24 protein-coding genes and 1 pseudogene are annotated in these 24386 nt (G+C 43.3%); 15 read left to right on the forward strand and 10 right to left on the reverse strand.

The window, feature by feature from the left end; genetic code table 11:
• Positions 1 to 581: 581 nt before the first annotated feature.
• The 5 genes from Q5866_RS08865 to Q5866_RS08885 all read left to right on the forward strand — a co-directional run bounded on the left by Q5866_RS08865 (position 582) and on the right by Q5866_RS08885 (position 4027).
• Positions 582 to 1052 carry a hypothetical protein gene (locus tag Q5866_RS08865; RefSeq protein WP_270543225.1) on the forward strand — a complete coding sequence of 157 codons (471 nt, stop codon included), beginning with the start codon at positions 582 to 584 and terminating at the stop codon, positions 1050 to 1052.
• A 516-nt stretch (positions 1053 to 1568) separates the two neighbouring features.
• Positions 1569 to 1703, forward strand: coding sequence for a hypothetical protein (locus tag Q5866_RS08870; protein WP_255302031.1), 135 nt, complete (start codon positions 1569 to 1571; stop codon positions 1701 to 1703).
• 604 nt (positions 1704 to 2307) lie between these two features.
• Positions 2308 to 2922 carry a DUF6266 family protein gene (locus Q5866_RS08875; protein WP_303179866.1) on the forward strand — a complete coding sequence of 205 codons (615 nt, stop codon included), beginning with the start codon at positions 2308 to 2310 and terminating at the stop codon, positions 2920 to 2922.
• The gene (locus tag Q5866_RS08880) at positions 2919 to 3350 is read left to right on the forward strand and encodes a hypothetical protein (RefSeq protein WP_303179867.1); all 432 of its coding nucleotides are present in this window, start codon (positions 2919 to 2921) and stop codon (positions 3348 to 3350) included. Before Q5866_RS08875 ends, Q5866_RS08880 begins: the two co-directional genes overlap by 4 nt.
• A 29-nt stretch (positions 3351 to 3379) precedes the next feature.
• On the forward strand, positions 3380 to 4027 hold the full coding sequence (locus Q5866_RS08885) for a hypothetical protein (RefSeq protein ID WP_303179868.1): 648 nt from the start codon (positions 3380 to 3382) through the stop codon (positions 4025 to 4027).
• Positions 4028 to 4292: 265 nt separating this feature from the next.
• Here Q5866_RS08885 and Q5866_RS08890 read toward each other — a convergent pair whose 3' ends face one another.
• The 3 genes from Q5866_RS08890 to Q5866_RS08900 all read right to left on the reverse strand — a co-directional run bounded on the left by Q5866_RS08890 (position 4293) and on the right by Q5866_RS08900 (position 6093).
• Positions 4293 to 4826, reverse strand: coding sequence for a hypothetical protein (locus Q5866_RS08890; protein ID WP_303179908.1), 534 nt, complete (start codon positions 4824 to 4826; stop codon positions 4293 to 4295).
• Between the two features lie 11 nt (positions 4827 to 4837).
• On the reverse strand, positions 4838 to 5152 hold the full coding sequence (locus Q5866_RS08895) for a TIGR04076 family protein (protein WP_099292564.1): 315 nt from the start codon (positions 5150 to 5152) through the stop codon (positions 4838 to 4840).
• Positions 5153 to 5364: 212 nt separating this feature from the next.
• Positions 5365 to 6093 (reverse strand): hypothetical protein, encoded by a 729-nt coding sequence (locus tag Q5866_RS08900; protein ID WP_186975450.1) that lies wholly within the window; start codon positions 6091 to 6093, stop codon positions 5365 to 5367.
• Between the two features lie 446 nt (positions 6094 to 6539).
• Here Q5866_RS08900 and Q5866_RS08905 point away from each other — a divergent pair.
• The 4 genes and pseudogenes from Q5866_RS08905 to Q5866_RS08920 form a co-directional block, all read left to right on the forward strand.
• A pseudogene (locus Q5866_RS08905) lies at positions 6540 to 6653 on the forward strand (transcriptional regulator); the annotation flags it as partial.
• 114 nt (positions 6654 to 6767) lie between these two features.
• Positions 6768 to 8141, forward strand: a complete 1374-nt coding sequence (locus Q5866_RS08910; protein ID WP_186975451.1) for an ATP-binding protein — start codon at positions 6768 to 6770, stop codon at positions 8139 to 8141.
• 27 nt (positions 8142 to 8168) lie between these two features.
• Positions 8169 to 10052 carry an AAA family ATPase gene (locus Q5866_RS08915; protein WP_303179869.1) on the forward strand — a complete coding sequence of 628 codons (1884 nt, stop codon included), beginning with the start codon at positions 8169 to 8171 and terminating at the stop codon, positions 10050 to 10052.
• Between the two features lie 83 nt (positions 10053 to 10135).
• Positions 10136 to 10267, forward strand: a complete 132-nt coding sequence (locus Q5866_RS08920; protein ID WP_303179870.1) for a hypothetical protein — start codon at positions 10136 to 10138, stop codon at positions 10265 to 10267.
• 357 nt (positions 10268 to 10624) lie between these two features.
• Here the strand turns inward: Q5866_RS08920 and mnmE are convergent, their stop codons facing one another.
• Both mnmE and Q5866_RS08930 read right to left on the reverse strand, forming a co-directional pair.
• The gene (gene mnmE, locus Q5866_RS08925; RefSeq protein ID WP_303179871.1) at positions 10625 to 12019 is read right to left on the reverse strand and encodes a tRNA uridine-5-carboxymethylaminomethyl(34) synthesis GTPase MnmE; all 1395 of its coding nucleotides are present in this window, start codon (positions 12017 to 12019) and stop codon (positions 10625 to 10627) included.
• Positions 12020 to 12112: 93 nt separating this feature from the next.
• The gene (locus tag Q5866_RS08930) at positions 12113 to 13021 is read right to left on the reverse strand and encodes a DUF5996 family protein (RefSeq protein ID WP_186975552.1); all 909 of its coding nucleotides are present in this window, start codon (positions 13019 to 13021) and stop codon (positions 12113 to 12115) included.
• Positions 13022 to 13229: 208 nt separating this feature from the next.
• Here Q5866_RS08930 and Q5866_RS08935 point away from each other — a divergent pair, with 208 nt between their 5' ends.
• Genes Q5866_RS08935 through Q5866_RS08950 form a run of 4 tightly spaced genes read left to right on the forward strand, consistent with a single transcriptional unit; the run spans position 13230 to position 16655 of the window.
• Positions 13230 to 14366, forward strand: coding sequence for a hypothetical protein (locus Q5866_RS08935; RefSeq protein ID WP_222621157.1), 1137 nt, complete (start codon positions 13230 to 13232; stop codon positions 14364 to 14366).
• 18 nt (positions 14367 to 14384) lie between these two features.
• Positions 14385 to 15026, forward strand: a complete 642-nt coding sequence (locus Q5866_RS08940; protein ID WP_186975553.1) for an ABC transporter permease — start codon at positions 14385 to 14387, stop codon at positions 15024 to 15026.
• Entirely contained in the window at positions 15023 to 15934 is a 912-nt protein-coding gene (locus Q5866_RS08945; protein ID WP_303179872.1) for a glycine betaine ABC transporter substrate-binding protein, read from the forward strand. The genes Q5866_RS08940 and Q5866_RS08945 overlap by 4 nt, the downstream gene beginning before the upstream one ends.
• Positions 15924 to 16655 carry an ABC transporter ATP-binding protein gene (locus Q5866_RS08950; RefSeq protein ID WP_099292584.1) on the forward strand — a complete coding sequence of 244 codons (732 nt, stop codon included), beginning with the start codon at positions 15924 to 15926 and terminating at the stop codon, positions 16653 to 16655. The genes Q5866_RS08945 and Q5866_RS08950 overlap by 11 nt, the downstream gene beginning before the upstream one ends.
• Positions 16656 to 16658: 3 nt before the next feature.
• Here Q5866_RS08950 and Q5866_RS08955 read toward each other — a convergent pair whose 3' ends face one another.
• Complete coding sequence (locus Q5866_RS08955; protein ID WP_176555077.1) at positions 16659 to 16808, reverse strand: hypothetical protein; 150 nt, start codon at positions 16806 to 16808, stop codon at positions 16659 to 16661.
• Positions 16809 to 16942: 134 nt separating this feature from the next.
• Here Q5866_RS08955 and Q5866_RS08960 point away from each other — a divergent pair, with 134 nt between their 5' ends.
• The gene (locus tag Q5866_RS08960; RefSeq protein ID WP_292270347.1) at positions 16943 to 18616 is read left to right on the forward strand and encodes a hypothetical protein; all 1674 of its coding nucleotides are present in this window, start codon (positions 16943 to 16945) and stop codon (positions 18614 to 18616) included.
• Between the two features lie 11 nt (positions 18617 to 18627).
• Entirely contained in the window at positions 18628 to 19110 is a 483-nt protein-coding gene (locus tag Q5866_RS08965; protein ID WP_292270345.1) for an N-acetyltransferase, read from the forward strand.
• 2 nt (positions 19111 to 19112) lie between these two features.
• Here Q5866_RS08965 and Q5866_RS08970 read toward each other — a convergent pair whose 3' ends face one another.
• The 4 genes from Q5866_RS08970 to Q5866_RS08985 form a co-directional block, all read right to left on the reverse strand.
• Positions 19113 to 20381, reverse strand: a complete 1269-nt coding sequence (locus Q5866_RS08970) for a DNA cytosine methyltransferase (RefSeq protein WP_292270343.1) — start codon at positions 20379 to 20381, stop codon at positions 19113 to 19115.
• A 125-nt stretch (positions 20382 to 20506) separates the two neighbouring features.
• Positions 20507 to 20665, reverse strand: coding sequence for a hypothetical protein (locus tag Q5866_RS08975; RefSeq protein ID WP_176555078.1), 159 nt, complete (start codon positions 20663 to 20665; stop codon positions 20507 to 20509).
• A 149-nt stretch (positions 20666 to 20814) separates the two neighbouring features.
• Positions 20815 to 21372, reverse strand: a complete 558-nt coding sequence (locus Q5866_RS08980) for a sigma-70 family RNA polymerase sigma factor (RefSeq protein ID WP_099292588.1) — start codon at positions 21370 to 21372, stop codon at positions 20815 to 20817.
• A gap of 408 nt (positions 21373 to 21780) precedes the next feature.
• Positions 21781 to 24381, reverse strand: coding sequence for a zinc-dependent metalloprotease (locus tag Q5866_RS08985; RefSeq protein WP_303179873.1), 2601 nt, complete (start codon positions 24379 to 24381; stop codon positions 21781 to 21783).
• Positions 24382 to 24386 lie beyond the last annotated feature (5 nt).

The following is a 24386-nucleotide window of genomic DNA, read 5'->3' on the forward strand; positions in this document are numbered from 1 at the left end:
ACTTTTCTAGAAGAATTGAAAGATGCAAAAGTGTTTGGTGACAGGAAGTGCTACACAAGGCTAAAGAAGAAAATTATTGAAGTGGCAAACAAGGCAAGCGTTTCTATATCCGATGAAGATATAAAGGAACTTGATGATGAGATTAAGAATGTTGGAGCATACGTGTAAATTACAAGACCCTTATAATAAGTTGTATGTTGTTACCAAAAATTGGTAACAGGTAGAGACCCCAAGTGCAAGTTTTAGTGTATATCCCTAAAATTATAAAATGTCCTATATGGTTATGTAGTATTCTACAATAATACAGATTCAGCCCTTTTTCTTTGTCCTTTATTGACTTATACTTATCTTTGCCGTGTAAAATTTGGAAATATTAGCGTTAGCTATTATTCAATGGAGTAAAAAACGACCAATAAAAATTACAGACCGTTGAGTAATGAGTGAACGCCCGTGCTATGCGTGGGCTGTACTTATTATTGGTCTGTGGGTTACTTGGTCGTACCTTTACTCCGATAACGTGCAAGCCCACGTTATTTTTTACATGGTCTGTATTACGATTATCAATAAAAAACATACAGATTATGAGAAAGATTCTATTTTTATTCATAGTAGTAGTTTTCTTCTATGGATGTAGCAAGGACAATGAAGATAAATCAAATGATGCTTATCAAATTGAGTTTGTTAATGGAAAGGAATATACTCAAACTTTCTATTTTGGGAACCATTTTATTTATAGTGAAAATAATAAAGCAGGAACCGGGTGTAATATCATTTCTTCTTGTAATAGACTATCTTTCACAATCAAAGATAATGAAGTTGGTTTTTACGAGATTTGCCCTCCGGTTGATTTGAGAAATGAGGAAATAAAATTAAACGAAAACTTGGATAGTCAAAATTTTAGATATTACCTTATTGCAGATATACACTTTTCATATCCCATAACATCCACTTTAAATATGCAACTTAAAAGCCAATGGAAAATAGTGATTGGAAGGATGGAAGAATATGTTTATAATGGACAGATTTATAATCGTTTAATCATTGTAGAATAAGACTTTGTTTTTGAACACTAATAGAGGTTGGACATTTTTAATTAGGCTGTTTAATTTAGATTCAGTATATTTGTATCAGAAAAGCCCACAAGCCCAATAAAAAGGCTATTTTGTTACTGATTTGTTACCCACTTTCAAAACAAAGTGGGCTTTTTGTTTAAATATCAATCAATTACAGCAAAAACTATTGGTAATCGCCAAACACCTTTGCAGAAATAAACAGCTACCCCACGCTAAACCAAATATAGAGTAGATTTCTATATGGCAAGCATGAACGTTTGTACTGTTTACCCTTCTGCTTCGTAAATTGGCGATTTTCAAAACAAGGATAAAACTAAACGCTTCAAATATTTCACATTTTCATTACCCGGGTATTATCCCGAATAATTATACAAATGTAATCAATTTTCAGATTCCATCAAACGCTCATTGGGGTAGCCGTGTAACAAAAGTAGTAATTTATTGCAAAACCGCTGTCCTAGATGAACTTTCCGGTACTGTTTATAACGTTTCTAAGTGGAAGGACATAAAGAGAGCGTGAAACTGCTGACTCTTCCTACATTGCAAGGCTCTGGTAAACCTCTCACTACGAAAGCGAAAACAGTCCACGCCCAAACGGGGGTGGAACGTGATTCGGCTTATTATTCGTAGTAATTGAAAATGTACCAGATTTTGCAATGTAAAATAATATCCTGTTCGTTCTACTATATTTTCAAATTCAAATGTCTGTTTCTTCCTTCTTGACGTTTTGGTTTGACTTATTTATTAACGACACAATATTAGGAAAAATCCGGGATATTCCCAAATCAATCACGCGTATAATTCCCCGGAAAAACTCTTTACCACGATACGGACTTCGATGCACGTAATCAAATACTTCGACCTACTAGAAGGGAAATTGGAAAATTTATTTTTAAAATAATACCAGATTTTCTTTGCAATGTGATTATTTTTATTGATCTTTGCCACGTTGAAAAATACTCCATCAACATTGATTCATATTATTGAGTCAATACAAAATGCCCTTTTGCCTTTAGCAAAATACTTGGCGATTTACTACTGAAGACGATAACTGCTTATTGCGTGATATTAAAACGGTTTTTACTTTGTGCCGTTTGCTTGTCTTCAAAATTACTTAAATGGCGTTGAGGCTGTTTATCGTGAAAACAGTTTATCCGCTCTAAAGGAAATGAGTTATCACGGTAGTATTAATAGCTAAAATTTATTTATTATAGCTAAAATATTCACAGACCTTTTGGGTGCCATTATTGGCTCCGTAGGTAAAGTATCGTATTATATGCGATACAGCGATAATATCGCGAGAAGAAAAGGTGCGGAGAGGAAAAGTTCCGATTCTCCTGCCGCCGTTGAACAACGGAAAAGGTTCGGAATGTTAGTAGAATTAACACAAAATCTGCAACCGGCAATCGTTATCGGTTTTCCGCAGCGCAAAAGGGGACTTTTAGCGAGAAATGCATTCCATCACCTGAACAAGGACATTTGTACGGTGGAAGGCGATATAATCACGGTTGAGTACGAACACCTGCTCTGCGCAAATGGACAACTCGTGGTTCCGGATGTGACAGTTAGCTACCAAGCCGCGAATAGCAAACTTGCCTTCGTGCAAACAGCCATGGAGGAAGAGGTAAATTGCAACGCGAATGACCTCGTGTATGCTGTATTACTGGAGAAAGAAAAAGGTTTTTGCCGATTGGTGCAGCTTCGCGTTCGAGGTGAAGGTGGTTCCACTTCTGCAGCGTTACCGCAAGGGTGGAAGAAAGAAAACCTGATCGTGTACACGTTCGCGCTGAGTGCAAACAAAAAGAAAGCTTCCAAGTCACAGTTTTTAGAATTGGAGGAAGAAGCATGACGAATGTTGAAAAGGGAGTTCCGGAAACGGGACTCCCCTTCTCGTTCACGAATGTACTCCGGCAATCGGACGAGGATACGGTTATGGCTGACTACAAACGCCTGCTTCGCACGAATGGAACATTAGCAGTTCCGAATGTGACGCTTAGCTACAACAGCATGACAAACAAGCTTGTTTTCACGCAAACAGGAATGGAAGACGAGGAAAATGCTTACGCGGATGACTTGGTGTACGGCGTGTTGTTGGAAAAAGAATCAGGTGATTGGCAATTAATACAGCTTCGTAACCGGAAGGAATACGGTTCCGTGTTCATGACACTGCAATATGGGGTGAAGCGAGAAGACTTAGTCGTGTACACGTTCGCGACGAAGGCGGATAAAACGGAAGTTTCTCAAGCACAGTACTTGGAACCGGAGGAGGAAATATGAAGACAACTAACAAAATCAAGTATCTTATTATGAAAATATTCGATTTTTTTAACGGCAAAATCCGTGGCAGAAGAGGCAACATGATTTATTACACATGGAATGGCGAAACGCACGTCAAACGATATGCCATTCCCGGGAAAAAAAGGAAATGGGAAGTGGAAGGACACACGCCCAAGCAACAGGAGATAATCACCCGTTTCAAGGCAGTACAACTGTTTTACAAGGAATACATGAAACAGGTATCCCCTACCGTGTGGCGTACTGCCGCCAAGGCACAAGGGAAAATAGCCCCCAATTTGTTCAACTCGACCAATTTCCGTTGTTTTGACGGAACAGGCGAAATCACGGACTTCGAGGGATTCGTGTTCACCGTGGGGAAACTGGCATTGCCCCGTGATTTACAAATAAAGCAGGAAGGTAATCGTTTCCTCGTGACATGGGAAGAAGAAAGAGAGTGGAAAACCGCGGCGGCAACGGACAAAATGCAAGTCGGCGTCTTGTACGACAACTTGACACGATCACCCCGATTAGCCCCGGAAGTGAATGGCTGCCGGGGAGATTTGCAAGGGGAATTCACTCTTGACGAGTCTATCGGCTGCACGGCACACGTGTATATCTTTTTTGCCGGGGAAAATCAACTTGATTTTTCCGGTAGTTGGTACACGCACGTGGAGTGATTCGGTGATTTTACCACACTCGTTTACATTATAAATAAAGTCACTGAATGTCAGTGACTTTATTCTAGTTAGTTATATTCTTGTAAATTTATCGACTTAAATTGAGCTGACTTTGTCAAATTTTACTTGCATTTGAGCCGAAAAGGTTATCAATACTGATAACAGAACTATAATTAAGCACAAAAGCAATGAATGATATGTTCGTTCTTGAAAACGTTCCCTGATGACAATCACAAGATAATTAGCTTACTAACAAATTGCTCAATCAGAAAGTTTGCAAACTTTTCCCTCTCCCCATCGCTTTCAGCACATTCTTTCGAACAGTTCGCATAGATGGTAATGTATCAACTTCCATTATCGTAAGTGCCATTTTTAATTCTTGCATCAATTCAGGAATTGAAAGACATAATTCATAAGCCAATTTCATACAAAGCGATCTTACCCCCGGCAATTCCTGACACGACATCATTTTTTCCAAACAGAAATCAAGAAAATCCACCCTTGGCGGATTCATTAGTGGCATCTGATAGAGCAAACAAAGAATTACCCTCCGTTTTCCCCCATGTTTACAAGCTAATACTTCATCTATCAATTCATCCTGTTTCCCGTACAACCACTTTCTGTTTTCCGGTGAAAAATGAGTAAAAACCCACGCCGCATGGTAACCGATAACCCCATCATCACTGATAATCAAGTCATACAATCTCTGCTTTTGACCGTCATCACTCTCGACAAGAAAAAGAATCTCACGAATATCATCCATTCCGACACGCCGAGATAGTTTAGTTTTGAAATCCATTTGAATACCCCTCATTCGGCCTCTTCTTCCAATGCCTCAATCAAAAAACTAACAGGACGAAAACCGTCATTGCACGATATCATGGCTGATTTCTCATTTTTCATCCACCCGTTATAAAAATTACCTCCGCCATGCGCTAAAGTCATTACAAAAGAAGACATGCTCTCCCAAGCACTATCGCACATACCTTCGGGCTTCTTCCAACCATTAGCTATGAAAATTTGTCCTTCTTTCATATCACAAGCATGTTCCATAGGATTCTCATACTTTGCCATCAAATCTTGATAGCAAGCTATTCTCATAACGGTAATTTTACACTTTTTCATAACTGTAATATTTATGGTGATCGTTAATAATACGGGGTTATTTCCCGACGCAGCATTATATATATTGATTATCAATAGTTTACAATTTAAAAGATAGACGCTTCAAAAATTTACTTATTTTTTCGTCAAAAATCAAAGATTTAACGTTTTTAACCTTAGTTTATCTTCAAACGGAGGGGAAAAGAGAAAAATCGCCCTCTTTTCTCCCTCTGTTAGCATTTGAGTGATAAACAGTATTCACATCGTATTCGCTCTAACTCAGTTTTTAGATCATTTATTGATAAAACTGTTAGATAAACATTATCTAAATCTGTTATTTCATGTATTTGTGATAGTGAATATAATGGCTTTAAAAACTTTTTCACTTTCATTCGTTCTTTTCTTGCAGAATTAGTAGATTCTTTACACTTGGTTTCTCTCAGTAGTTGAGACGTTAAATCTTCGTCAGACCTATTGCCAAAATTGACAATAGCAATTATCTTAATATAATCTTTTGTGTCTTGAATACTTTTACTTGCCTTTATATGTCGAGATGATTCTAACCGTAATTTTCTAGCATCTTCAAGAATTGCATTGATTTGTGCAGCACCAAATTTTTTGTTGTGAATTAGAGAATTACATTTGACTTCTACTAATATTTTTACAGGAGAGTCAATTCTTATATCGAACCCATTCGTGTTTGGCTTTTGGTTATCAATAACATTAAATACCCGCTTTCTATCTTCATTTTTAAATGATAATATGTCTGATATCTTTGTCGCAATAGAACGAGTTGATATTAATGTCATGATGTTATTAATATCAGACAGTATTGATTTTAGTTCTATTAATTTATCTAGTGTAAGATTGTTCTCAATATCCTTGGTGTTAATAGACTTGATAAACTGTGTGTACTTATCTAATAAATTAATTGTTCTATTGTATGTTTTTGATGTTTCCATAATTTGTTTCTTTAGAGGACGAAAATATGAATAAAAGTTCATATATGAAATTTTGTCAGTCTTGTGAGTTGGAATTTCGGATTCTTTTGTAGCCAAAAGAGAAGGCTCAGGTATAGTTCGACTCGGGGTTAGCGAAGCCATCTCTTTCCCTCCCTCTGTTAGGTTTACTTTAATACTCGTACATATGAATATGGAGATAAAGTAAAGTTGCTTTTCATTTGAATAGCCAAACTAATCTTGAATATATGCTGTAAGGAGAAATTGTTTGCGCCCATATAACAAAATAACATATTGTTTGTTATACGGGTATATATGGTACTTACGAATAATATGATAGCTTTTGCATTTATCCAAAGCAAAATCACCTTGTTTTCCGCACTTTTCCAAATGCTTATTGATTTTAGCCACCTCTTCTAATTTTGAGATTTTCCCTTTTAATACATCATTATGCTTTACAGCTTGACGATGATATTCTGTGGCTGGCAAAAGAAGACAAGTTGGGAAAAGCTTTGCAAGATTTGAGTTTAAAAACAAGGAAAAGAGACTCGAAAAAAGGATAAAACTCATGTTTCCTACACATAAGTCGAGGGCTCTATTAGGATAAAAAACACAGCTTAAAATTTTGTGTTATGCGATAAAAACATTATGTTTGTATTGCATAATAAATAAGATACATGAAATTCGTTGATAGAATAGATGAAGCTGCACGGCTACAAGATGCTCTTGCGCGAGAGAAGTCCTCATTAGTCGTAATGTATGGTCGCAGACGATTGGGTAAGTCAACGCTTATCAAAAGGGTGTTGTCGGACACGGATGTTTATTTCCTTGCCGACCGTTCTGAAGGCCAACTCCAGAGGATATTGCTTGCAAAAGTAATTGCACAAGTGTTTCCGGATTTTGATAAGTTGACATATCCGGATTGGGAATCTATATTTCGTGCGGTCAATTATCGAACAGACAGATGTTTTACTCTATGCTTGGATGAATTTCCGTATCTTGTGGAGCAATCTCCAGAATTGCCGTCTGTATTACAGAAACTTGTTGACGAGAAGCAGTTGAAGTATAACCTTGTGCTTTGTGGTTCGTCGCAAAATATGATGTATGGGCTGTTCCTTGATTCTACTGCACCCCTCTATGGCCGTGCTGATGAGATAATGCGACTTACACCAATACGTTTACCGTATATTCAGGAGGCTTTGAACCTTGATGCGATGAGTGCCATTGAAGAGTATGCCGTATGGGGTGGTGTACCGCGTTATTGGGAACTGAGGGAAAACAGAAACTCGCTTGATGATGCCTTGTGGCACAATATCCTTTCTGTAAATGGAACTCTTTATGAAGAGCCGATAAAACTGTTTCAGGATGACGTTAAAGATATTGTCAAGACTTCAACGATAATGTCTTATATCGGTACTGGTGCAAATCGGCTTTCCGAGATTGCAGCACGATGTAATGAGCCGGCAACTAATCTGTCGCGTCCATTGAAGAAGCTTGTCGATCTCGGATTCTTGAAAAAAGATGTTCCATTCGGTATTGATGAAAAGAATGCGAAAAAGAGCCTCTACAAGATAGCCGATCCGTTTATAGCATTTTACTATCAGTTTGTTGTTCCTAATCGTTCGTTTATTGAGCTTGGCCGTCATTTACCCATAGAACAGGCTTTGACTGCTCATTTCTCTGAGTATGTGAGTATGCAATGGGAAAAACTGTGTCGGGATGCTGTCACAGGAAATCTTGTTAATGGAGTAGTTTATGGCAAGGCAAAACGCTGGTGGGGTTCTGTTCTCAATGAGGATAAAAAGCCGGAACAGGTCGAGTTCGATGTAATGGCCGAATCGCTTGATAAAAAGTATCTGTTAGTTGGCGAATGCAAATGGACAACTCAGGAGAATGGCAAACAGTTAACAGCCGAACTTCTCCGTAAAGCTAATCTGTTACCATTTGCCAAGAATTACACCATCGTTCCAATGCTGTTCCTTAAGAACGCTCCGAAAGATGATGTTGGGGATGCAATGCTTCCTGAAAATGTTGTCGAGTTGATAAGATAAGTTATCTCTGATAAGAGTGTGATATATATGGACAAGAAAGAGTTATTGGATTTGATTGATCAAGATTTGGCTTTCATGAAAGCGTTTCTAGATGAGTATAGACAAGATGGTGTTAATTTTGGTGCAGAAGATCGTTTGATGAACCTATTTGTTGATATGAAACAAAGTGTTGTGGAAGATCAGATACCGGAATCTTTATTTGACCGCTTAGCAAATTTAATACGAACTTTAGAAGTGGAGAAGCTGAGAACGCATCAAAATAAACTTCAGAAATTACACAACTTTGAGAAATACCGTGATTTGGCAGAGAACGTATTCGTTAAGAGCTTTTTTGTGAGTAAAACATTTTATTTACTTAAAGCGATTGGTTTTACAAGTTCTAATGTGGTTCTTATAGGAGCGAATGGCAGTGGAAAGACTACATTTGCAAATTCAATAAGAGAACAATTAGAAAAAACAGATAATGGTATTGTTATTCCAGCTCAAAAATTACTAGTGTTTCCGACATACAATAGTATTCCGACATATAAATCAGCTTTTGCTGATTATGAGAGTCGTCAGAAAGTTTGTTTAGATGATAAGCAAACTTTTAAGGCAGAAAAAAATGATGATTATCCTTATTCTTTATCAAAGCAATATAGTGAAGAACTAAGAATACTTGTTTCTGCATTAATTTCTGAGAGATTAGAAAGAAGAAATAATTTTTGTTCAAATGCGCAAGAAGGAGATATTATACATCTTAATGATTTTAAAAGTAATATAGATGAGGTTATTGAAATTTGGAACCATCTTATAGAACATAGAACTTTATTATGTGATAATTTAGGTAATCTTCAGATAGAGTGTGGAGACGAAAAATATCCTGCATATAAAATGAGCGATGGAGAACGTGTTATTTTTTATGTTGTCGGACGTGTCATGCTTGCTAAAGAATCATCTTTGATTATCGTTGACGAGCCTGAGATGCATTTGCATAAAGCGATACTTAATAAACTGTGGGATATATTGGAGGAAAAGCGTAAAGATTGTATGTTTATATATTTAACCCATGATATAGATTTTGCTTCTACGAGAATAGCTAACAAACGTTGGTTAAAATCCTACAGCAGTAGTACTTCTGGTATTTTTGAAAATTGGGAAATTGAACCAATTTTTGATTCTGAAATACCAGAAGCATTGTTGATGAAAATATTGGGTAGTCGAAAAAAAGTACTATTTTGCGAGGGCAAACAAGGCAGTTTGGATAGGCAAATAATAGAATTGTTGTTTCCGAATTTTACGATAACTCCACTTGCTTCGTGTAAAGATGTAATTAATTATACAAAAGCTTATAATAAAATAAGTAACAAATATGCTGTGGCATACGGTATTATAGATCGAGATTTTAGGACAAAAGAACAGTTAGATAAACTTGCAGCAGAGAATATTTATTCATATGATGTTGCAGAAATAGAAAATCTCTTTCTGATAGAGGATTTTATTAAAGGTTTTGCCGAATATAAACATGAAACCTGCGATATAGATAGCATTAAAACACAAATCTTAGCTTTATTAACTCGAAATAAAGAACAGCAAATTTCTTCGTATCTAATCCAAAGAATTAACTATAACTTTAATGAGTCTCATGTGCGGAATGGAAAAGACAAAACTGAAGTCGAGGTGAATTTTAATGAGTTCGTAAAACAAATCAAAATAGAAGAATGGTATAATATACGATTGCAGGAATTAGATGATGTGATTAAGACCAGCAATTATGCAAAAGTTATTATGCTATACAATAACAAAGGTCTTCATTCTATTATTGAAAAGGTATTAGGTATTTCATCTTATAATTTGAAAGCATTGGAATACTTAAGAAATTCTCAAAATGCTCGTGATGTATTGCATAATGTTTTTCCAAAATTAGAATAGAGCATTAGTTGACAACCTGAAAGTTGTGCTATCTCAATTATTTATAGTACCTTTACCTACCAAATAAGGCAAAGGTATTTTTGATGCATACAATGGCTGAAGAAAAGATAGACAACGCTTTAGGAGAAGGAAAGGAAAGGAAAGGAAACGATGGAAAACAAGAAATAGAAAATGCATTAGGTATCAGAATACTGCAAGTTGGAATAAATAAGTAATAATACCATAACAGGGCATATGAATATGTCAATACAGAGCGAAGCGGCATTGGAAGCTGGACTAATAACCACATTTAGGCAAATGGACTACGAGTATGTCCAGATTACCGAAGAAAATAATCTTTATGCCTGATTTTGTCAACACATGTAAACCACTGTCAACACACGTCAACTAATGCGTCACTGTGACATTCGGGTTAACCGTAAATCTCCGTCGCAGTAGAAATATGATAGAAAAATATGGATAAAATCCGTTACTTCCAAATACGGTTTGGGAAGTGTTAAAATAGAAAAGTCACTGATATACATCGACTTTATTCTAAATGGTTATAATTGGTTACGGCTGTTTCCAAGTCATCACTTGCCGACGCAGAAGTTCTTGAATATATTCCCCAGTACTTCATCCGTTGTAATTTGTCCGGTGATTTCGCCGAAGTAATGGAGGCATTCGCGGATGTCTTGGGAGATAAATTCACCGCTAAGGTGAGAGTCCAGACCGGAAATGACACGTTCGATAGCGGAGCGGGCGCGGGATAGGGCTTCGTAGTGGCGGGCGTTACTGACAATAACGTCGCCGGAGGAAAGGGCGTTGATGTTGACGGTAGCAACAAGCTGTTCCACTAGGTCGGGGATGTTGTACCCTGTCTTCGCGGAGATGGGCAGAATGGGTTCGCCGGAAGAGAGGGCGGCAATTTCAGCCACGAGGGAATCCGAGGTTTGGAAACAGTCGATTTTGTTGAGAAGGATCAGCAGGCGGGCATCGGTAGCCAAACGTTCTTTGACACGGGTATAATACGGGACAAAGTTCGAGATATCTTTGGTCGTATCGACAAGAAGTAGCACTACGCGGGCTTGTTCTATTTTGGAGAAAGTGCGCTCGATTCCCATGGATTCCACTTTATCGTCGGTATGGCGGATACCCGCGGTGTCGATAAAACGGAAGGTGATACCTTGCAGGTTGATCGTGTCCTCGATGACGTCACGGGTGGTTCCTTCGATATCGGAAACAATAGCCCGGTCTTCCCGAAGAAGGGCATTCAGCAAGGTACTTTTCCCCACGTTCGTGTTCCCGACGATAGCGACCGGAATACCATTCTTGAGCACGTTACCCAAAGAAAAGGAATCACACAAGCGGGAAATCAAGGTATCGATACCCACCGCAATGGAACGTAGTTCGGAGCGGTCGGCAAACTCGACATCCTCTTCCGAGAAATCGAGTTCCAATTCAAGCAATGAAGTAACACGCAAAAGTTCCATACGCAATTTCATCAATTCGTCGGAAAAGCCACCCCGCATCTGGTTTAGCGCCATTTTATGGGCGGCTGACGAGGACGAGGCAATCAGGTCTGCCACGGCTTCCGCTTGTGACAGATCCATTTTACCATTCAAGAATGCCCGTTGCGTAAATTCCCCGGGAGTGGCCAAACGGGCTCCGGAAGTAATCAGTAACTGCAACAGACGCTGTTGGATATAGACGGAACCATGACAGGATATCTCGATAGAATCTTCACCCGTGAAGGAGTGCGGGGCACGGAAAACAGTAACCAGAACTTCGTCGATCATCTCCTCTCCTTCCATGATTTTGCCGAAATGCACGGTATTCGGGCGTGCTGCCGCCAGTCGTTTCCCTGATGGCGAAACAAACAGCCGCTCACAGAGTTCAATACTACCTTTACCCGAAAGCCGGATCACAGCTAATGCTCCCATGCCGGGGGCGGTTGCTATTGCACATATCACGGATTGATCTATCATAAACGTACCTTTTCCGCGAAGGTAAACTTTTAATCCGGAACAAACAAAACCAATCTTTTCTCGTTACAAGAAAGGATTCCCTCGGGAAAAGAACTAATTAGCGTATGTTAGTGGTGTCGTTATCCAGTCCAAATGTTGCCACGGGTGAATCTTCTGCATGATATCGAAGCTCGATTGCAGGAATTGCCGCACGGCATCAAAGGGATCATCGTAGGCCAAAGCATCTTCCAGTGTCAAGAAAAATTCTTTCTTACCGGGTTTGAAGATTGCCATAGCAGGACGAATCAAATGATCGTTACCTCTCAAATCACTGATAAACGGGTAAGGCAAGCCGTAAAAAGCGGGACGGGGATAATTCGGATCACCCGGCCAGAAGCCGCACTCGAAATAACGTTCGTCGAAAGCATGATCGGAAATGGGTTTGTTCATACCGAAAGGAGCCGATTCGCCACTGTACACGATACCCGTGAGATCCATAGTACCGAAATAGTACGCCGGACCGTCCACTTTCCCCCGGAAACGGGACAGAAAGCCCCGTAATGCCTCGTGAGCGAAAAGGTGGTTCTGATGCCACAAATGTACCGCTTCCCTGTTGTAATGGTGGTGTTTCGTGTCCTTGTCGAAATCTACCGGATCGTAAAATTCCTGCGCCCTCACGTTGATCGTTGTCGGGGAACCAATCTCTTCCAGTGATTTCATAAACTGCTTATAAAATTCAGCCACGGAAAGCCCGTCGTGTAAATCAAAATGCACCGTTTTCCCGTTCCCGTTGCGGAAAATAATCATATGTTTCATGAAGTCAGCCTGTATCTCAAAAGGAGAATCGTCCCCGGGGATGATTCCCGTGGAAAGTCCTTCTATCGAGAGATATAAACGCACGTGTGCCCATTCCGGACGTTGGTGGCAGCGCACGAGTTTCACTTTACCCAACATTTGCAAGTACATGTGTACCGTGTCAGCTGTCTGTTGCCAATCCGTGTAATTCAAAAATTTCTTATCCATAATCTTCTATTTTATCTTAAAGTCACAGGTCATAAATTGTATTATTTCCCTCCCTGTTCTTGTTCCTTTAACGGGAATACCCTAAAATGGTTTTACTTTTCTGCTGTTTGGTTACCTTCACGAGTACTATGCAAACAAAGTATAATTTTAAGCAAACCTAATTCACTTAATTTCCGTTATACACCAAAAACGATAAAAGATGGGTGTAATGAAAAACAAAAAACTCTTACTGATAATATGGATACTGTTCAGTGCGGTTTCACTTCCCGCACAAGAAAAAGAAAGGGAACTCCCGAAATTCAAATTAGGCGGGGCTTTACGCTTTAACTACAATTTCTGTGACTGGAAAGCAGGACATCGTGACCGGGGCGGGGATTTCGGGTTTGACGTGTTATACCTCAAATTGACGGGTTCTTACCGTGATATTATTTTGAGTGCCGACTATCGCTTTTACAGCAAGGATTTCGGTGGTCCCATGCTGAAATACGGGTGGATCGGTTACCGGTTTAACGCAAATAACCAGATACAAGTCGGTCTGACAGGCGTACCTTTCGGGATACAACCCGTAGCCTCCCATAACTTCTTTTTGCAGATAGCCTATTATGTCGGTCTGGAAGATGATTCGGACATGGGTATCAAATATCTCCACACCAGCGAGCGTTGGGATCTCGCTTTTGCCTTTTTCAAGAATGCCGATGAATTGCTTTTCGGCTCGGACAACGAAACTTCGGACGACCGTTACGGTTATGACGTGGCAGGACGCAACAAAGAGATAAACCAGTTTAACGGGCAGGCATTCTATAAATTCGGGAAAAACTCCCGGCAACGACTGGGAGCGTCGGCAGAGTTCGGTCAACTCTACAACCTCGACAGACGGAAGAACGGCACGCACTACGCTCTCGCTTTGCATTACGAACTGCTATGGCAACAGGTAAGCCTGAAAGCGCAAGTAACGACCTACGCCATGCACCCTAAAAACGCCGCGGACGATGACGATGAGGTCATATCCATGACCGCCTACGGGGCACCCTACCTCGTTGCCGCAAAAGCAAACATCTACATGTTGAGTGCCGGATACACTTTCCCCATAAACCGCAAGTTTCTAAAGAAAATACAAGTATACAACGACTTCGGGTGCCTGCAAAAACAAAACAACGATTTCAAGGACAGTTTCCAGAATGTCACCGGGGGAATGTTGGACTGTAATCCCGTCATCATATACGTTGATTACGCCATGGGCAAGAATCACGGGTGGCTGGGACCCGATTGGGACGGTTTCAGTGCCGGAGATGCAAGTAACTCGTGGCACGCACGTTTTAACGTGAACGTGGGTTACTATTTTTAATAACAAAAACAAAACAGGATGATAAAAGAGATTTACACGTTATACGTCGAGCGCTGGCGTTTTTTCTTGAGCCTCACGGGAGAACACCTCCAGATATCACTGGTATCCATCGCGGTTGCCGCCATTATCGGGTTGGGGTTGGGTATATTGATCAGCCTTTACCGGAAAAGCTCGTCCACGGTACTGGGACTCACGAATTTTATTTACACGATACCGTCGATAGCCCTGTTCGGGTTTCTGATCCCGTTCTCGGGCATCGGCAACACGACAGCCATTATCGCTCTCTCGATATACGCCCTCCTGCCCATGGTACATAACACTTACACGGGCATCACGGGTATCGACCGGGAGATCATCGAGGCGGCACGGGGCATGGGAAGTACCACGTTCCAGATACTTTACAAGATACAGGTACCGTTGGCATTCCCCGTGATTTTGTCAGGGATACGCAACATGGTCGTCATGACGATTGCCCTCACGGGTATTGCCGCTTTTATCGGGGCGGGCGGATTGGGCGTTGCCATCTACCGGGGTATCACCACGAACAATTCCGCCATGACCATTGCCGGAAGTTTGCTCATCGCCCTGCTTGCCCTGTTGGCGGACTGGGGCGTGGGACGCTATGAAAAATATATAAAAAGAAAACGTAAACTAATATGAAAAGATACATGAAATATTATTCACTCGCGGTGATTATCGGGCTCGTGTTACCGTGGGGATGCGGGCAGAAAAAAGATACCATTCATATCGCCACGAAGCCCATGACCGAGCAATTCATTCTCGGGGAAATGCTCTCGCTGCTGATCGAAGAAAATTCCGACCTTCACGTGAAGATTACCAAAGGCGTGGGTGGCGGCACGAGCAACATTCACCCGGCGATGGTCAAGGGAGATTTCGACCTTTACCCGGAATACACGGGTACGGGATGGCTCGTGATTCTGAAAAAAGACACCCTGCTGCCACCGGACAAGCTATACGCCGAGCTGCAAAAAGAATACTCGCGGGAGTACGGGTTGAAATGGGTGGCTCCCTACGGCTTCAACAACGCTTATAGTCTGGCTGTCAGCAATGACGCGGCGGAGAAATATCACTTGAAAACCTTCTCCGATCTGGCACGTTATCCCGACCGGTTTATTTTCGGCGCGGAGTACGACTTTTACGAGATCAACGACGGTTACGCCGACCTCTGCGCTTATTATGACATAAAGTTCAAAAAGAATCTGGATATGGATATCGGGTTGAAATACGAGGCTATCAAGTCGGGCAACATCGATGTCATGAACATATTCACCACCGACGGTCAATTGAGTGGAGCCAACCTAACCGTGCTGGATGATGACAAACATTTCTTCCCCTCCTATTATTGCGCCACGGTGGTACGGGAAGAAACCCTGAAAGAACATCCCGAACTGGAAGGTATTTTAGAAAAAATGAAAGGTATACTGACCGATTCTGAAATGGCGGGTATGAACCACGAGGTGGACGTGAAACATCGTTCCGAACGGGAAGTTGCCGCCGAATTTCTGCAAAAGAAAGGTCTGCTAAAACAAGATAACCATGGGAAATGATATAGCTATTCGTTTTGAACACGTCACGAAGTCATACGGGGAACGGGAGATTCTGAATGACTTTAACATGGAAATCCGACGAGGTGAATTTCTGACCATTATCGGGAGCTCCGGTTCGGGGAAAACCACGGTTCTGAAACTAATCAACGGGTTGATATCTCCCACTTTCGGGATTATTTACGTGGACGGAAAGGATATCTCGAAAGAAGACCAGACTCTATTACGCCGCAACATCGGTTACGTGATACAGGGCATCGGACTGTTTCCCCACATGACTGTCCGTAAGAATATTGCCTATGTCCCCGGTCTGTTAAATCACCGGGACAAGGAAAAAACACGCCGTGCCGTGGAACGATTGATTGATGTCGTGGGACTTGAACAGGAAATGCTCGACCGATACCCGTCGGAACTCTCCGGCGGGCAACGCCAACGGGTGGGCATAGCCCGTGCCCTTGCCGCCAACCCGGACATATTGCTCATGGATGAACCGTTCGGTGCCGTCGATGAAATCACGCGCAAAATGCTTCAGAACGAGATACTTCGAATACACGAGCAACTGGGAGTTACTATCGTGTTCATCACTCACGATATAAAAGAAGCGTTAAAACTCGGCACACGGGTTATGGTTATGAACAAGGGACACGTCGAACAATTCGACACGCCCGACAATATTCGAAACCACCCGGCAACGCCTTTCGTGCAAGAACTGGTACAAGGCTGACGATTATTCGTCAGTCTTATTTCCTGTATCACTATTTTTCCGGATATATATCCGTAGAGCCAGATACGCGTTCCAACCCAAGATAATAAACCCGACGAATAGTGCCATATAAATCACGGTAATAAATATTCCGATTAAACCTCCTAGCATCATATTCATATATTTTATTCAACATCAAATCATTATATCTTAACAAAGTTAAGAAATTTAATCCTATCCCTCCTCCCGGTCATTATTATTTTTTCAAACAACAAGAAATAATTACATTTGCACGAAACCTAGGTGCTATGAAAAATTACAACCAATGTGAATGTGGACTTGTATATAACGAGTTTTCCATTATATTGATCCAGACCTTTACCTCTCCCGGGATCGAAATTCCCGATTCGGAGAAGCCTGAAGTCAAGTCTTTTATTAAAAAGGACAACGAGGGAAACTTTGACAATCAACTATTTACCAATACCTGCCCGCGCCACCCGTGGGACGAGGGTACACCCCACGATCGAATGCGCACGGGTCCCAAGATCGAACGCTATCGCTTGAAAGGTTTTGATATCTGTATCGATATCGGGGGATTGACACCCGCACGCTTGTGGGGACACGTGCATGTGCGGGCTACCGTCTTTTTCAACAAAACGGTAGAGATATCCTATCGCATTATCGTGACGAAAACGGGAAGAATCAACGGTTCCAAATTCTGTCAAACGGATGTTCCTTTCAACACCGATCAATTGATCGCCGTGGCAGGTATCGTGCAGCACGTGGAACACTGGGTGTACAACAAGAAATTGAAAGGACAGGAAATAGACGGTTCCTTGAAGATAGTCACCATCAGCGATCTACATCTGGACGAACGGTCAAACTTCCACCCGACAACCGTGAGGACAAAGGGAATTACCTTCGAGGAAGTGCAACGACGTTACCGCTATTTCTTTGACAGGCAACCGTGTAAAGACCACGACAAACCTAAGGAAGAGAAAGAATTCGAATACGGTGATCATAATTACATATTCCTCGACATTTGGGAATCCATTAGTCACTCCGGTCGTATCCGTTTCGACAGGATGCGAGAGGATCAGGTCATCGAACACATCGAACAATGTCACAAAGCGGAACTCGTGGGTCTGATGACGCTTTACCCGGAAGAATGGCCGTATCGCATGGACTCCAGTTACGAGGACGTGTGCGGCAAGAATATTGCCATCGACACGGACGATCTCGTGCTCGCGAACGAAACCATGAGCCTCGTGGTCGGCACGTACGGCAACCGGGGCAAAGAGGCTCCCACCGACTGGAAAAAGCATCTCGCCCGCCGGGACCGTTATCACGTCAGTTGGCCGGAATACCTCGTGTTGGTCGAAATCCTGCTGGCAAAGAAACACACGATCAATTACGTCCTCAACAAATACATCTTCAACTCCCGTCAAGCCATCAGGGAAAACAGTAGGACGGACTCCAAAGACGGACAACAGGGCTTCACCATTATCAATGACAAGATTCTGGACATGATCGAGCAAAACGCCCGCTTGAGTATCAGCCTGTCGGATATCATCCTGCAACTTGATTCGGTGCGTTACCTTCGCTACATGTCGCACAAGCACATGTACCATGAAACCAGTCGTCGATTGCGTATCGAGGATGACGAACGCCAATTAAAGGAAATTACCGAGCGGGTAGACAAATCCCTCACGAACGCCAACAATATCGCCGACCTCAAAGAAGCGAACAGCACGAAGAACATCCTTCTCTTTATCTCCATCGCCTCGCTTTTCGGCGTGTTGCTGGAAGGGAACGGGGAAGCACCCGTGTTCTCGATGATATCCAAGGAGTTCGGCGTATTTACCGCCGTGCTTCTCGTGATAATCACGTCTATCGGAATCTATTTTAGTATGAAAGTATTGATTCGGGTAATTATCCATTATTTAAGAAAGAAACGTATAAGTAAGAAATCAAGAAACTAAACACATCGTATATGATAAAAACGTACTCCACAGATTACAGGACACGCCTTTGCGAATTTTTTTCCCGCATTATCGAGAATCACAAGGCTTATATCTCACATGGTGAGTTACAAATGGGTATCGCACTCGACAGTAACGAGTTGGCTCCGGATTACAAGGAAATGTGGCTAAAATACCTCGACCGCCAAGTCGCGGATCCCGCCAACACGTTATTACTCTACTTGGAAGATGAAGATATTATCGGTTTTGTCCTCTTCGGTATCACGGACGACGGCGCGTTTCCTTACGGTGTGATTTTCGACCTCAGTGTCGATCCCGCGTACAGGGGAAAACGTATCGGTCAACAACTCCTGCGAGAAGCGACGGAGAACTTTAAAGCGAAAGGCATACGGGATTGCTATCTCGAATCGGGAGTGAATAACCACTCCGCCCACCGCTTTTTCGAGCATCACGGGTTTAAACAAGTTTCCGATATCTTCCGGTTGAAGTTGTAAAATCAAACAAGCGGCTCCTTCCCGAAGTAGAAATCCCACAAGCTCTCCACGCGTTTCCCGATATGGTATGCCAGCAAGGGGGGGACAGCGTTCCCGATGATTTTATACGCCGAAGAGGGGGATAATTTGTATTTACCCCCTCCCCCGTTAGGCACGACGAACTCGTAATCAGGGGGAAAGGTCTGTATCAACGCGCACTCGCGGGGAGTCAATCGACGCTCTTTCAAACCCGCCATCAACTCAGAATCAATGACTCCGCCATGCTCTTTCGAGAGCCGGCGGTATTCTATATTTCCATGATGCTCGGAACGGATCGTCGGGGCGATACTCGTGAGATCGACCTCTATCTGTCCTTGACAATGCCTGCCCAAGAATTTTGCCTTGGAGTAGTACATTTGCGACGGATCCGCACTCGCTTCCGGTTCTTCCAACCCGGCAAATACATTTGCGAGAGTCTGCGGGGGCATCAGCCCCTCTCCCGCGGCACGATAACCGTGACTCGGCAAAGGGTAAGGACAGTATTCTGCCGGAATCACTTCTCCCGACAAAATCTCCCGTGCCTCCGGAGTCAATGCCGATTTACGGATACCGATAAAAATCACGCGTTCGCGGGATTGCGGCACCCCGTAATCGGCGGCATGCAACACCCTCGGTTCCAATACCAGATACCCGTCACCATCCGCCCGCGCGAAATCGCGTTGAATAATCTCTTTCGCGTTCGCGAGGTTTACCAGTCCTTTCACGTTCTCGGCTATAAATATTTTGGGCTTCGTGATCTCGATCACTTCTTTCATCCACATGTACAACTTTCCCCGGGTTTCTTCCGAAGCGATCTCCCCGTTGATAACCTCTCCCCTATGGTCTTTATGGGAATTGAATCCACCTCGTTTCCCCGCCAGACTGAAATCCTGACAAGGGAATCCTCCCGTGACGACATCCACCTTTTCGGGGAATACCTTTTCCCCCGCGCGGTGGCGTTTCACGAGGTCTACAACACTCTCTTGGCGGTACACTTCCGCGGAATAACCATATTTGGCAAAATGACGTGTCCACGCCGTCCGGGCTTCCTTCAGTATATCATTGGCGAAAACAATCCGGAAACGGGTTGATTGTAACTTTACCCACCCGTTCCGTCCGTTCTTTTCTATAAAGTCGGGATTCATTTTTTGATTAATACAATCTCTATGAACTGAAAATCCGCCTTCCAGTCCCAAATCCATTCCCCCGCATCCAGAAAACAGCGATAATACCCGAATCATTTTAGAAGTCATCAATTGTTATTTTATTCATTTTCCGTCCCTACAAAAATAACAATAATCATCGGGTTATCGACACTCTTGTGAAAAATTAAGTACCATGTCTACCGGATCGTGTACCGGTTGTTCCTTGTTCCCCGTCACAAACCGAGTATTCTCACGGTAGTGAAGGACTCGTACGCCAGATGATCAAAATAATGAATGATCTCTGCTATCCCTATCCAAGTGTATACGACGATGCTCGTGATTACAACTAGTAGAAGGGCTACGATTACCATTTGATTCCATTTAGCTTTCATTCCGTCTTCATTTTAAAGTTACTAACTCAAACCAAACTCTCTTCCCTCATCTCTATCATCGTTCACTGTAAATATATAACATTATTTTTCATTTTCCAAACGAATCGTTAGAAAAATCTTAAATTTAACACTTTGTTTGCCGCGGCTCTTCAAAGGTCGAGTTCTCTCCCGCGATGCATAAGGCGATCACGAAGATATTTGATGCTTTTGTTCTTTTGGACTTTCACCGTGTTTACGCTGATACCTAGTTTCTCGGCAATCTCTTTACCGGAAAAACCGCTTATACTCAACTTGATAATCTGTTTTCTCATTCGGGGTAAATCACCGATATGCATGTAGAGCAGGCGTACTATTTCTTCCTGTACCGTATCCAAAAGGAAATCCGCGGCAAAATCCTCCTCTTCTTTTTCTTTGTCAATCTTATCCAGTATGGCGGCTCTTTTCTTCTTGTTGCGGATGTATAACAATGAATTGTGATACAGAGATTTGTACAGGTACCCCATTAACTCTTTCGAGGAAGCGAATTGCACATTGGAATGCCAGAGATTCACCAACAGATCCTGCACGATATCTTTCGCACAATCCATATCCTTGACGATCGATTCGACGTAAACGCACATCGCAGCGTAGCAAGAATTGTAAAGTTGTTCCCAACATCTTTCGTCCTTGCCGTTTATCCCCGGTAAAATAGATTCAAGGTTTACCATCTTTATTCTTGTTAAACTTCTCAGTTTTTCATAAAGTGTAAACAATCAATTGAAGACATAATGACAGTACCGGGGAACTGTCCGGTTGCAAAGCGCCGTACTTATTCCCTGCAAAATCTACCGGATAAATGCCGACAGATATTTTGATTCAGACTCTAATTTTTCCCTTGTCCCGTACTACTCGTTTGTCACAATTTGTTTGTTTATTACAGTTAGCTTCACTTACAATGCCACATCTCACGCTCATCCGTACAATAAATACATGAAACGAGGTTTGGTATTACTCTAAAAGCTGAATTTTTTTATTTTATATGATTTACAATCATAAATCACTAAATCATTAATCCCTCCTGTCCCGCCGCCGCGGAAAGTTTCCGACGGCGACGGAGAGGAACAAGGGAAAACTCATCACCTCATGGCTTGCTCCAGTTTATGGAGAAGAAATTTATAATGCTGTTGTGTATCCGCGGAACCGGAAGAGGCTTTTCCCTGCAACAGTTGGCGGGCACGTTTCATTAAATCGTAATAATAGGGAGCCATATCGGCTTGTTTGGGATCTATGTCAACGTAATAGCTGAATCCCTGTCGTTCGGCGAGCGGACGGGACAGATTAGAGAGAGCCCCGTAATAGGCTACGCTTTTCGCTTTTACCGCTTCCGGCACATCAATCAGCATCCGGAAACCTCCCCGGCTAGCGGATGTTTTCTCCACGTTTGCCCCGCCGATTACACGGGAAAGCAAGGCTAACTGCAACTTTTTCTCGGTTGCCGAGAGCGTGCGTCCCTGTATGGTCGGCGTGAATACAAAATCGTAAATATCATTCATGTACGCGTTCGGCGTGTAAGCTAGTTTCGCCGGGGCTTTATCGGCGTTGTAAGACACGGGCGCCAGACGTCCCAGAACGGCAGCGATGATTTTATCTTCCAATTCGCGGGAAACCATTCCCATGAGAGGCATCTCCTTCTGGAACGCGGGACTATCGAGCCATTGCACTTCTTTCACTTGGTTGAGCAGGAAACGAACGGCACGTTTCTGTTTCTCTCTCGGCACGAAAGCCTGATGAGGCAGTTTGTCCCCCTCGTAACGTTCGTTGAGATAAATGCCGCCGATGTTTGCCGCCACGTGATTCAGGTAACGCACGTACTGGCTGACAATCTCGTTGTACACCCGTTCGCGGAACGAGAAATCCGGATCGTCGTCACGTGTCCAATCATTCAAGTTAGCAAGCAGGTAGCGCAGGTTTTTCACCCCGTAGGTTGCCGATTTCACGGCATCGTCCCCCAAATCCTCTTCAAAGGACGAGGGATCATGATGAGCGTAGAATTGCTGTTTACCGTAACGATAAACCGGATCGCCGGAACGTTCGCTGATCCAGCTATCGAGTACAGGCACCTCGTCACGGGAAGTCACTGCGTCCGGTAGCGGGGTATACAACCAGCGAATAACGTAATAATCGTACAGTCCCAGTTCGGGCGGAGTCATCCGTACCCCGCGGGCAGCATCCCCCGGTTGCGCCACGTAATTAAAGCGGGCGTAATCCATGATCGAATGTGTGGTTCCATGCTTCCGCGTGAACGAGGGCGAGCGTAACGAATCGGTCGGAATAGCCGCCGACGCGGACATATTGTGCATCAAACCGAGGCAATGCCCTATCTCGTGGGCGATCACGTAACGGATACAGTCCCCGAGTGTTTTCTCGTCAAGATTCACACCCCGCACCGACGGGTCGGCGGGAGCCGTCTGTATGAAACGCCAATCCTGCACGAGGCGCACCATATTGTGGTACACGGAAACGTTCGCCTGCAATATCTCCCCGCTCCGGGGATCCGTCCACGACGGTCCCATGGCGTTCGCCACCGGAGAAGGGGAATAACGCACGCAGGAATAAGCGAGGTTCTCCGGGTCGAAAGCCGGATCATCGGCGGGAAAATCCCGTGCCACGATGGCGTTTTTAAAGCCTATTTTCTCGAAGGCAGCCTGCCATTCCTCGATACCCGCCTTCACGTGAGGTTTCCAGCTTTCCGGGAAAGCATCGTCCACGTAGAAAACGATAGGTTGTACCGGCTCCGTGAGGCGTCCTTGTCGGAATGCCGTCAAATCTTTGGGTTCCAGTCGCCAACGATGGGTATAGTAACGTACTTCCACGCCCCTCTCGTCCTCTTCGTACAGGTATTTTCCCCCGAAAAATACCCCGATACGCGGATCTGCCAACCGGGCACGCGCGGGAGTTTCCGGCAACAGCAGGAATGTTCTGGTCATCAAGGCGGTAAAAGGCATCTTGTATATCCAGTACCATTGCTGCGCCTGCACGCTCACGTCATAAGTCAGTGATGTCTGCACGCTGACGTTATTCTCGTACGCCGCGATCCGCCCGATTCGGGTAAACTCCCGTTTAAATTCTTTTTCAAGTTGTCCTTCCTCCCCGCCACCGTATTGCCATAAAATAGGCATCCACGGGGAAAAGGGATCAAGCGCCTCGTTCTCCCCGCCGGACAGGTAATCGGTCATGTCGATGACAATCGCCGTGCTGTCGGGTGACCACGCTTTGATCTCGAAGTTGTTCAACACGGCGGGATAGGCGTTTTTATCCACGTTTTTACGCATCCGCTCGTTGCCCGTGATGTGCAGTGCATTCGCTTCCAGCAGGTTGATTAACGAATCGGTACGGGTAAATACCACGTGCAACGGCTCGTGCGGCTTCTCTCCCACGCTGCCGAAGTAATGGCTGGTAGTTTCCGCTATCGTGGAACCGATCAGCATCTCCCTTCCCAGCAGGTCGAGCGGAATTTCAAAATAGACACGCCCGTCCGTCTTATGAAGCGTCATCAGCCCCTTCACGGTTTCGCGGGCTTTATCCTTGAACAGGTTGTCGTAAGCCGATTCCTTGGGAAGCGCGGGCATCTCGCTATTGACGTCGCGTTTGGTTTTCTTCCCCTTTCTGCCCTGCGCTTCCGCCAGAACCGGTAACAACAAAACAACCAACACTATGATTATCGAGGTTTGTTTCATAATAT

It is taken from the genome of uncultured Butyricimonas sp. (assembly GCF_959596855.1).
GTDB classification, from domain to species: Bacteria; Bacteroidota; Bacteroidia; order Bacteroidales; family Marinifilaceae; genus Butyricimonas; species Butyricimonas muris.

Bases quoted from the DNA above. Each gene is read 5' to 3' on its own strand.
- Q5866_RS08865 (WP_270543225.1), top strand. From the start codon at position 582: ATGAGAAAGATTCTATTTTTATTCATAGTAGTAGTTTTCTTCTATGGA.
- Q5866_RS08890 (WP_303179908.1), bottom strand. From the start codon at position 4,826: ATGGATTTCAAAACTAAACTATCTCGGCGTGTCGGAATGGATGATATT.
- Q5866_RS08915 (WP_303179869.1), top strand. From the start codon at position 8,169: ATGGACAAGAAAGAGTTATTGGATTTGATTGATCAAGATTTGGCTTTC.
- mnmE (WP_303179871.1), bottom strand. From the start codon at position 12,019: ATGATAGATCAATCCGTGATATGTGCAATAGCAACCGCCCCCGGCATG.
- Q5866_RS08950 (WP_099292584.1), top strand. From the start codon at position 15,924: ATGGGAAATGATATAGCTATTCGTTTTGAACACGTCACGAAGTCATAC.
- Q5866_RS08920 (WP_303179870.1), top strand. From the start codon at position 10,136: ATGCATACAATGGCTGAAGAAAAGATAGACAACGCTTTAGGAGAAGGA.
- Q5866_RS08975 (WP_176555078.1), bottom strand. From the start codon at position 20,665: ATGAAAGCTAAATGGAATCAAATGGTAATCGTAGCCCTTCTACTAGTT.
- Q5866_RS08895 (WP_099292564.1), bottom strand. From the start codon at position 5,152: ATGAAAAAGTGTAAAATTACCGTTATGAGAATAGCTTGCTATCAAGAT.
- Q5866_RS08970 (WP_292270343.1), bottom strand. From the start codon at position 20,381: ATGACTTCTAAAATGATTCGGGTATTATCGCTGTTTTCTGGATGCGGG.
- Q5866_RS08980 (WP_099292588.1), bottom strand. From the start codon at position 21,372: ATGGTAAACCTTGAATCTATTTTACCGGGGATAAACGGCAAGGACGAA.
- Q5866_RS08880 (WP_303179867.1), top strand. From the start codon at position 2,919: ATGACGAATGTTGAAAAGGGAGTTCCGGAAACGGGACTCCCCTTCTCG.
- Q5866_RS08900 (WP_186975450.1), bottom strand. From the start codon at position 6,093: ATGGAAACATCAAAAACATACAATAGAACAATTAATTTATTAGATAAG.
- Q5866_RS08910 (WP_186975451.1), top strand. From the start codon at position 6,768: ATGAAATTCGTTGATAGAATAGATGAAGCTGCACGGCTACAAGATGCT.
- Q5866_RS08945 (WP_303179872.1), top strand. From the start codon at position 15,023: ATGAAAAGATACATGAAATATTATTCACTCGCGGTGATTATCGGGCTC.
- Q5866_RS08955 (WP_176555077.1), bottom strand. From the start codon at position 16,808: ATGATGCTAGGAGGTTTAATCGGAATATTTATTACCGTGATTTATATG.
- Q5866_RS08960 (WP_292270347.1), top strand. From the start codon at position 16,943: ATGAAAAATTACAACCAATGTGAATGTGGACTTGTATATAACGAGTTT.
- Q5866_RS08985 (WP_303179873.1), bottom strand. From the start codon at position 24,381: ATGAAACAAACCTCGATAATCATAGTGTTGGTTGTTTTGTTGTTACCG.
- Q5866_RS08935 (WP_222621157.1), top strand. From the start codon at position 13,230: ATGAAAAACAAAAAACTCTTACTGATAATATGGATACTGTTCAGTGCG.
- Q5866_RS08930 (WP_186975552.1), bottom strand. From the start codon at position 13,021: ATGGATAAGAAATTTTTGAATTACACGGATTGGCAACAGACAGCTGAC.
- Q5866_RS08885 (WP_303179868.1), top strand. From the start codon at position 3,380: ATGAAAATATTCGATTTTTTTAACGGCAAAATCCGTGGCAGAAGAGGC.
- Q5866_RS08940 (WP_186975553.1), top strand. From the start codon at position 14,385: ATGATAAAAGAGATTTACACGTTATACGTCGAGCGCTGGCGTTTTTTC.
- Q5866_RS08965 (WP_292270345.1), top strand. From the start codon at position 18,628: ATGATAAAAACGTACTCCACAGATTACAGGACACGCCTTTGCGAATTT.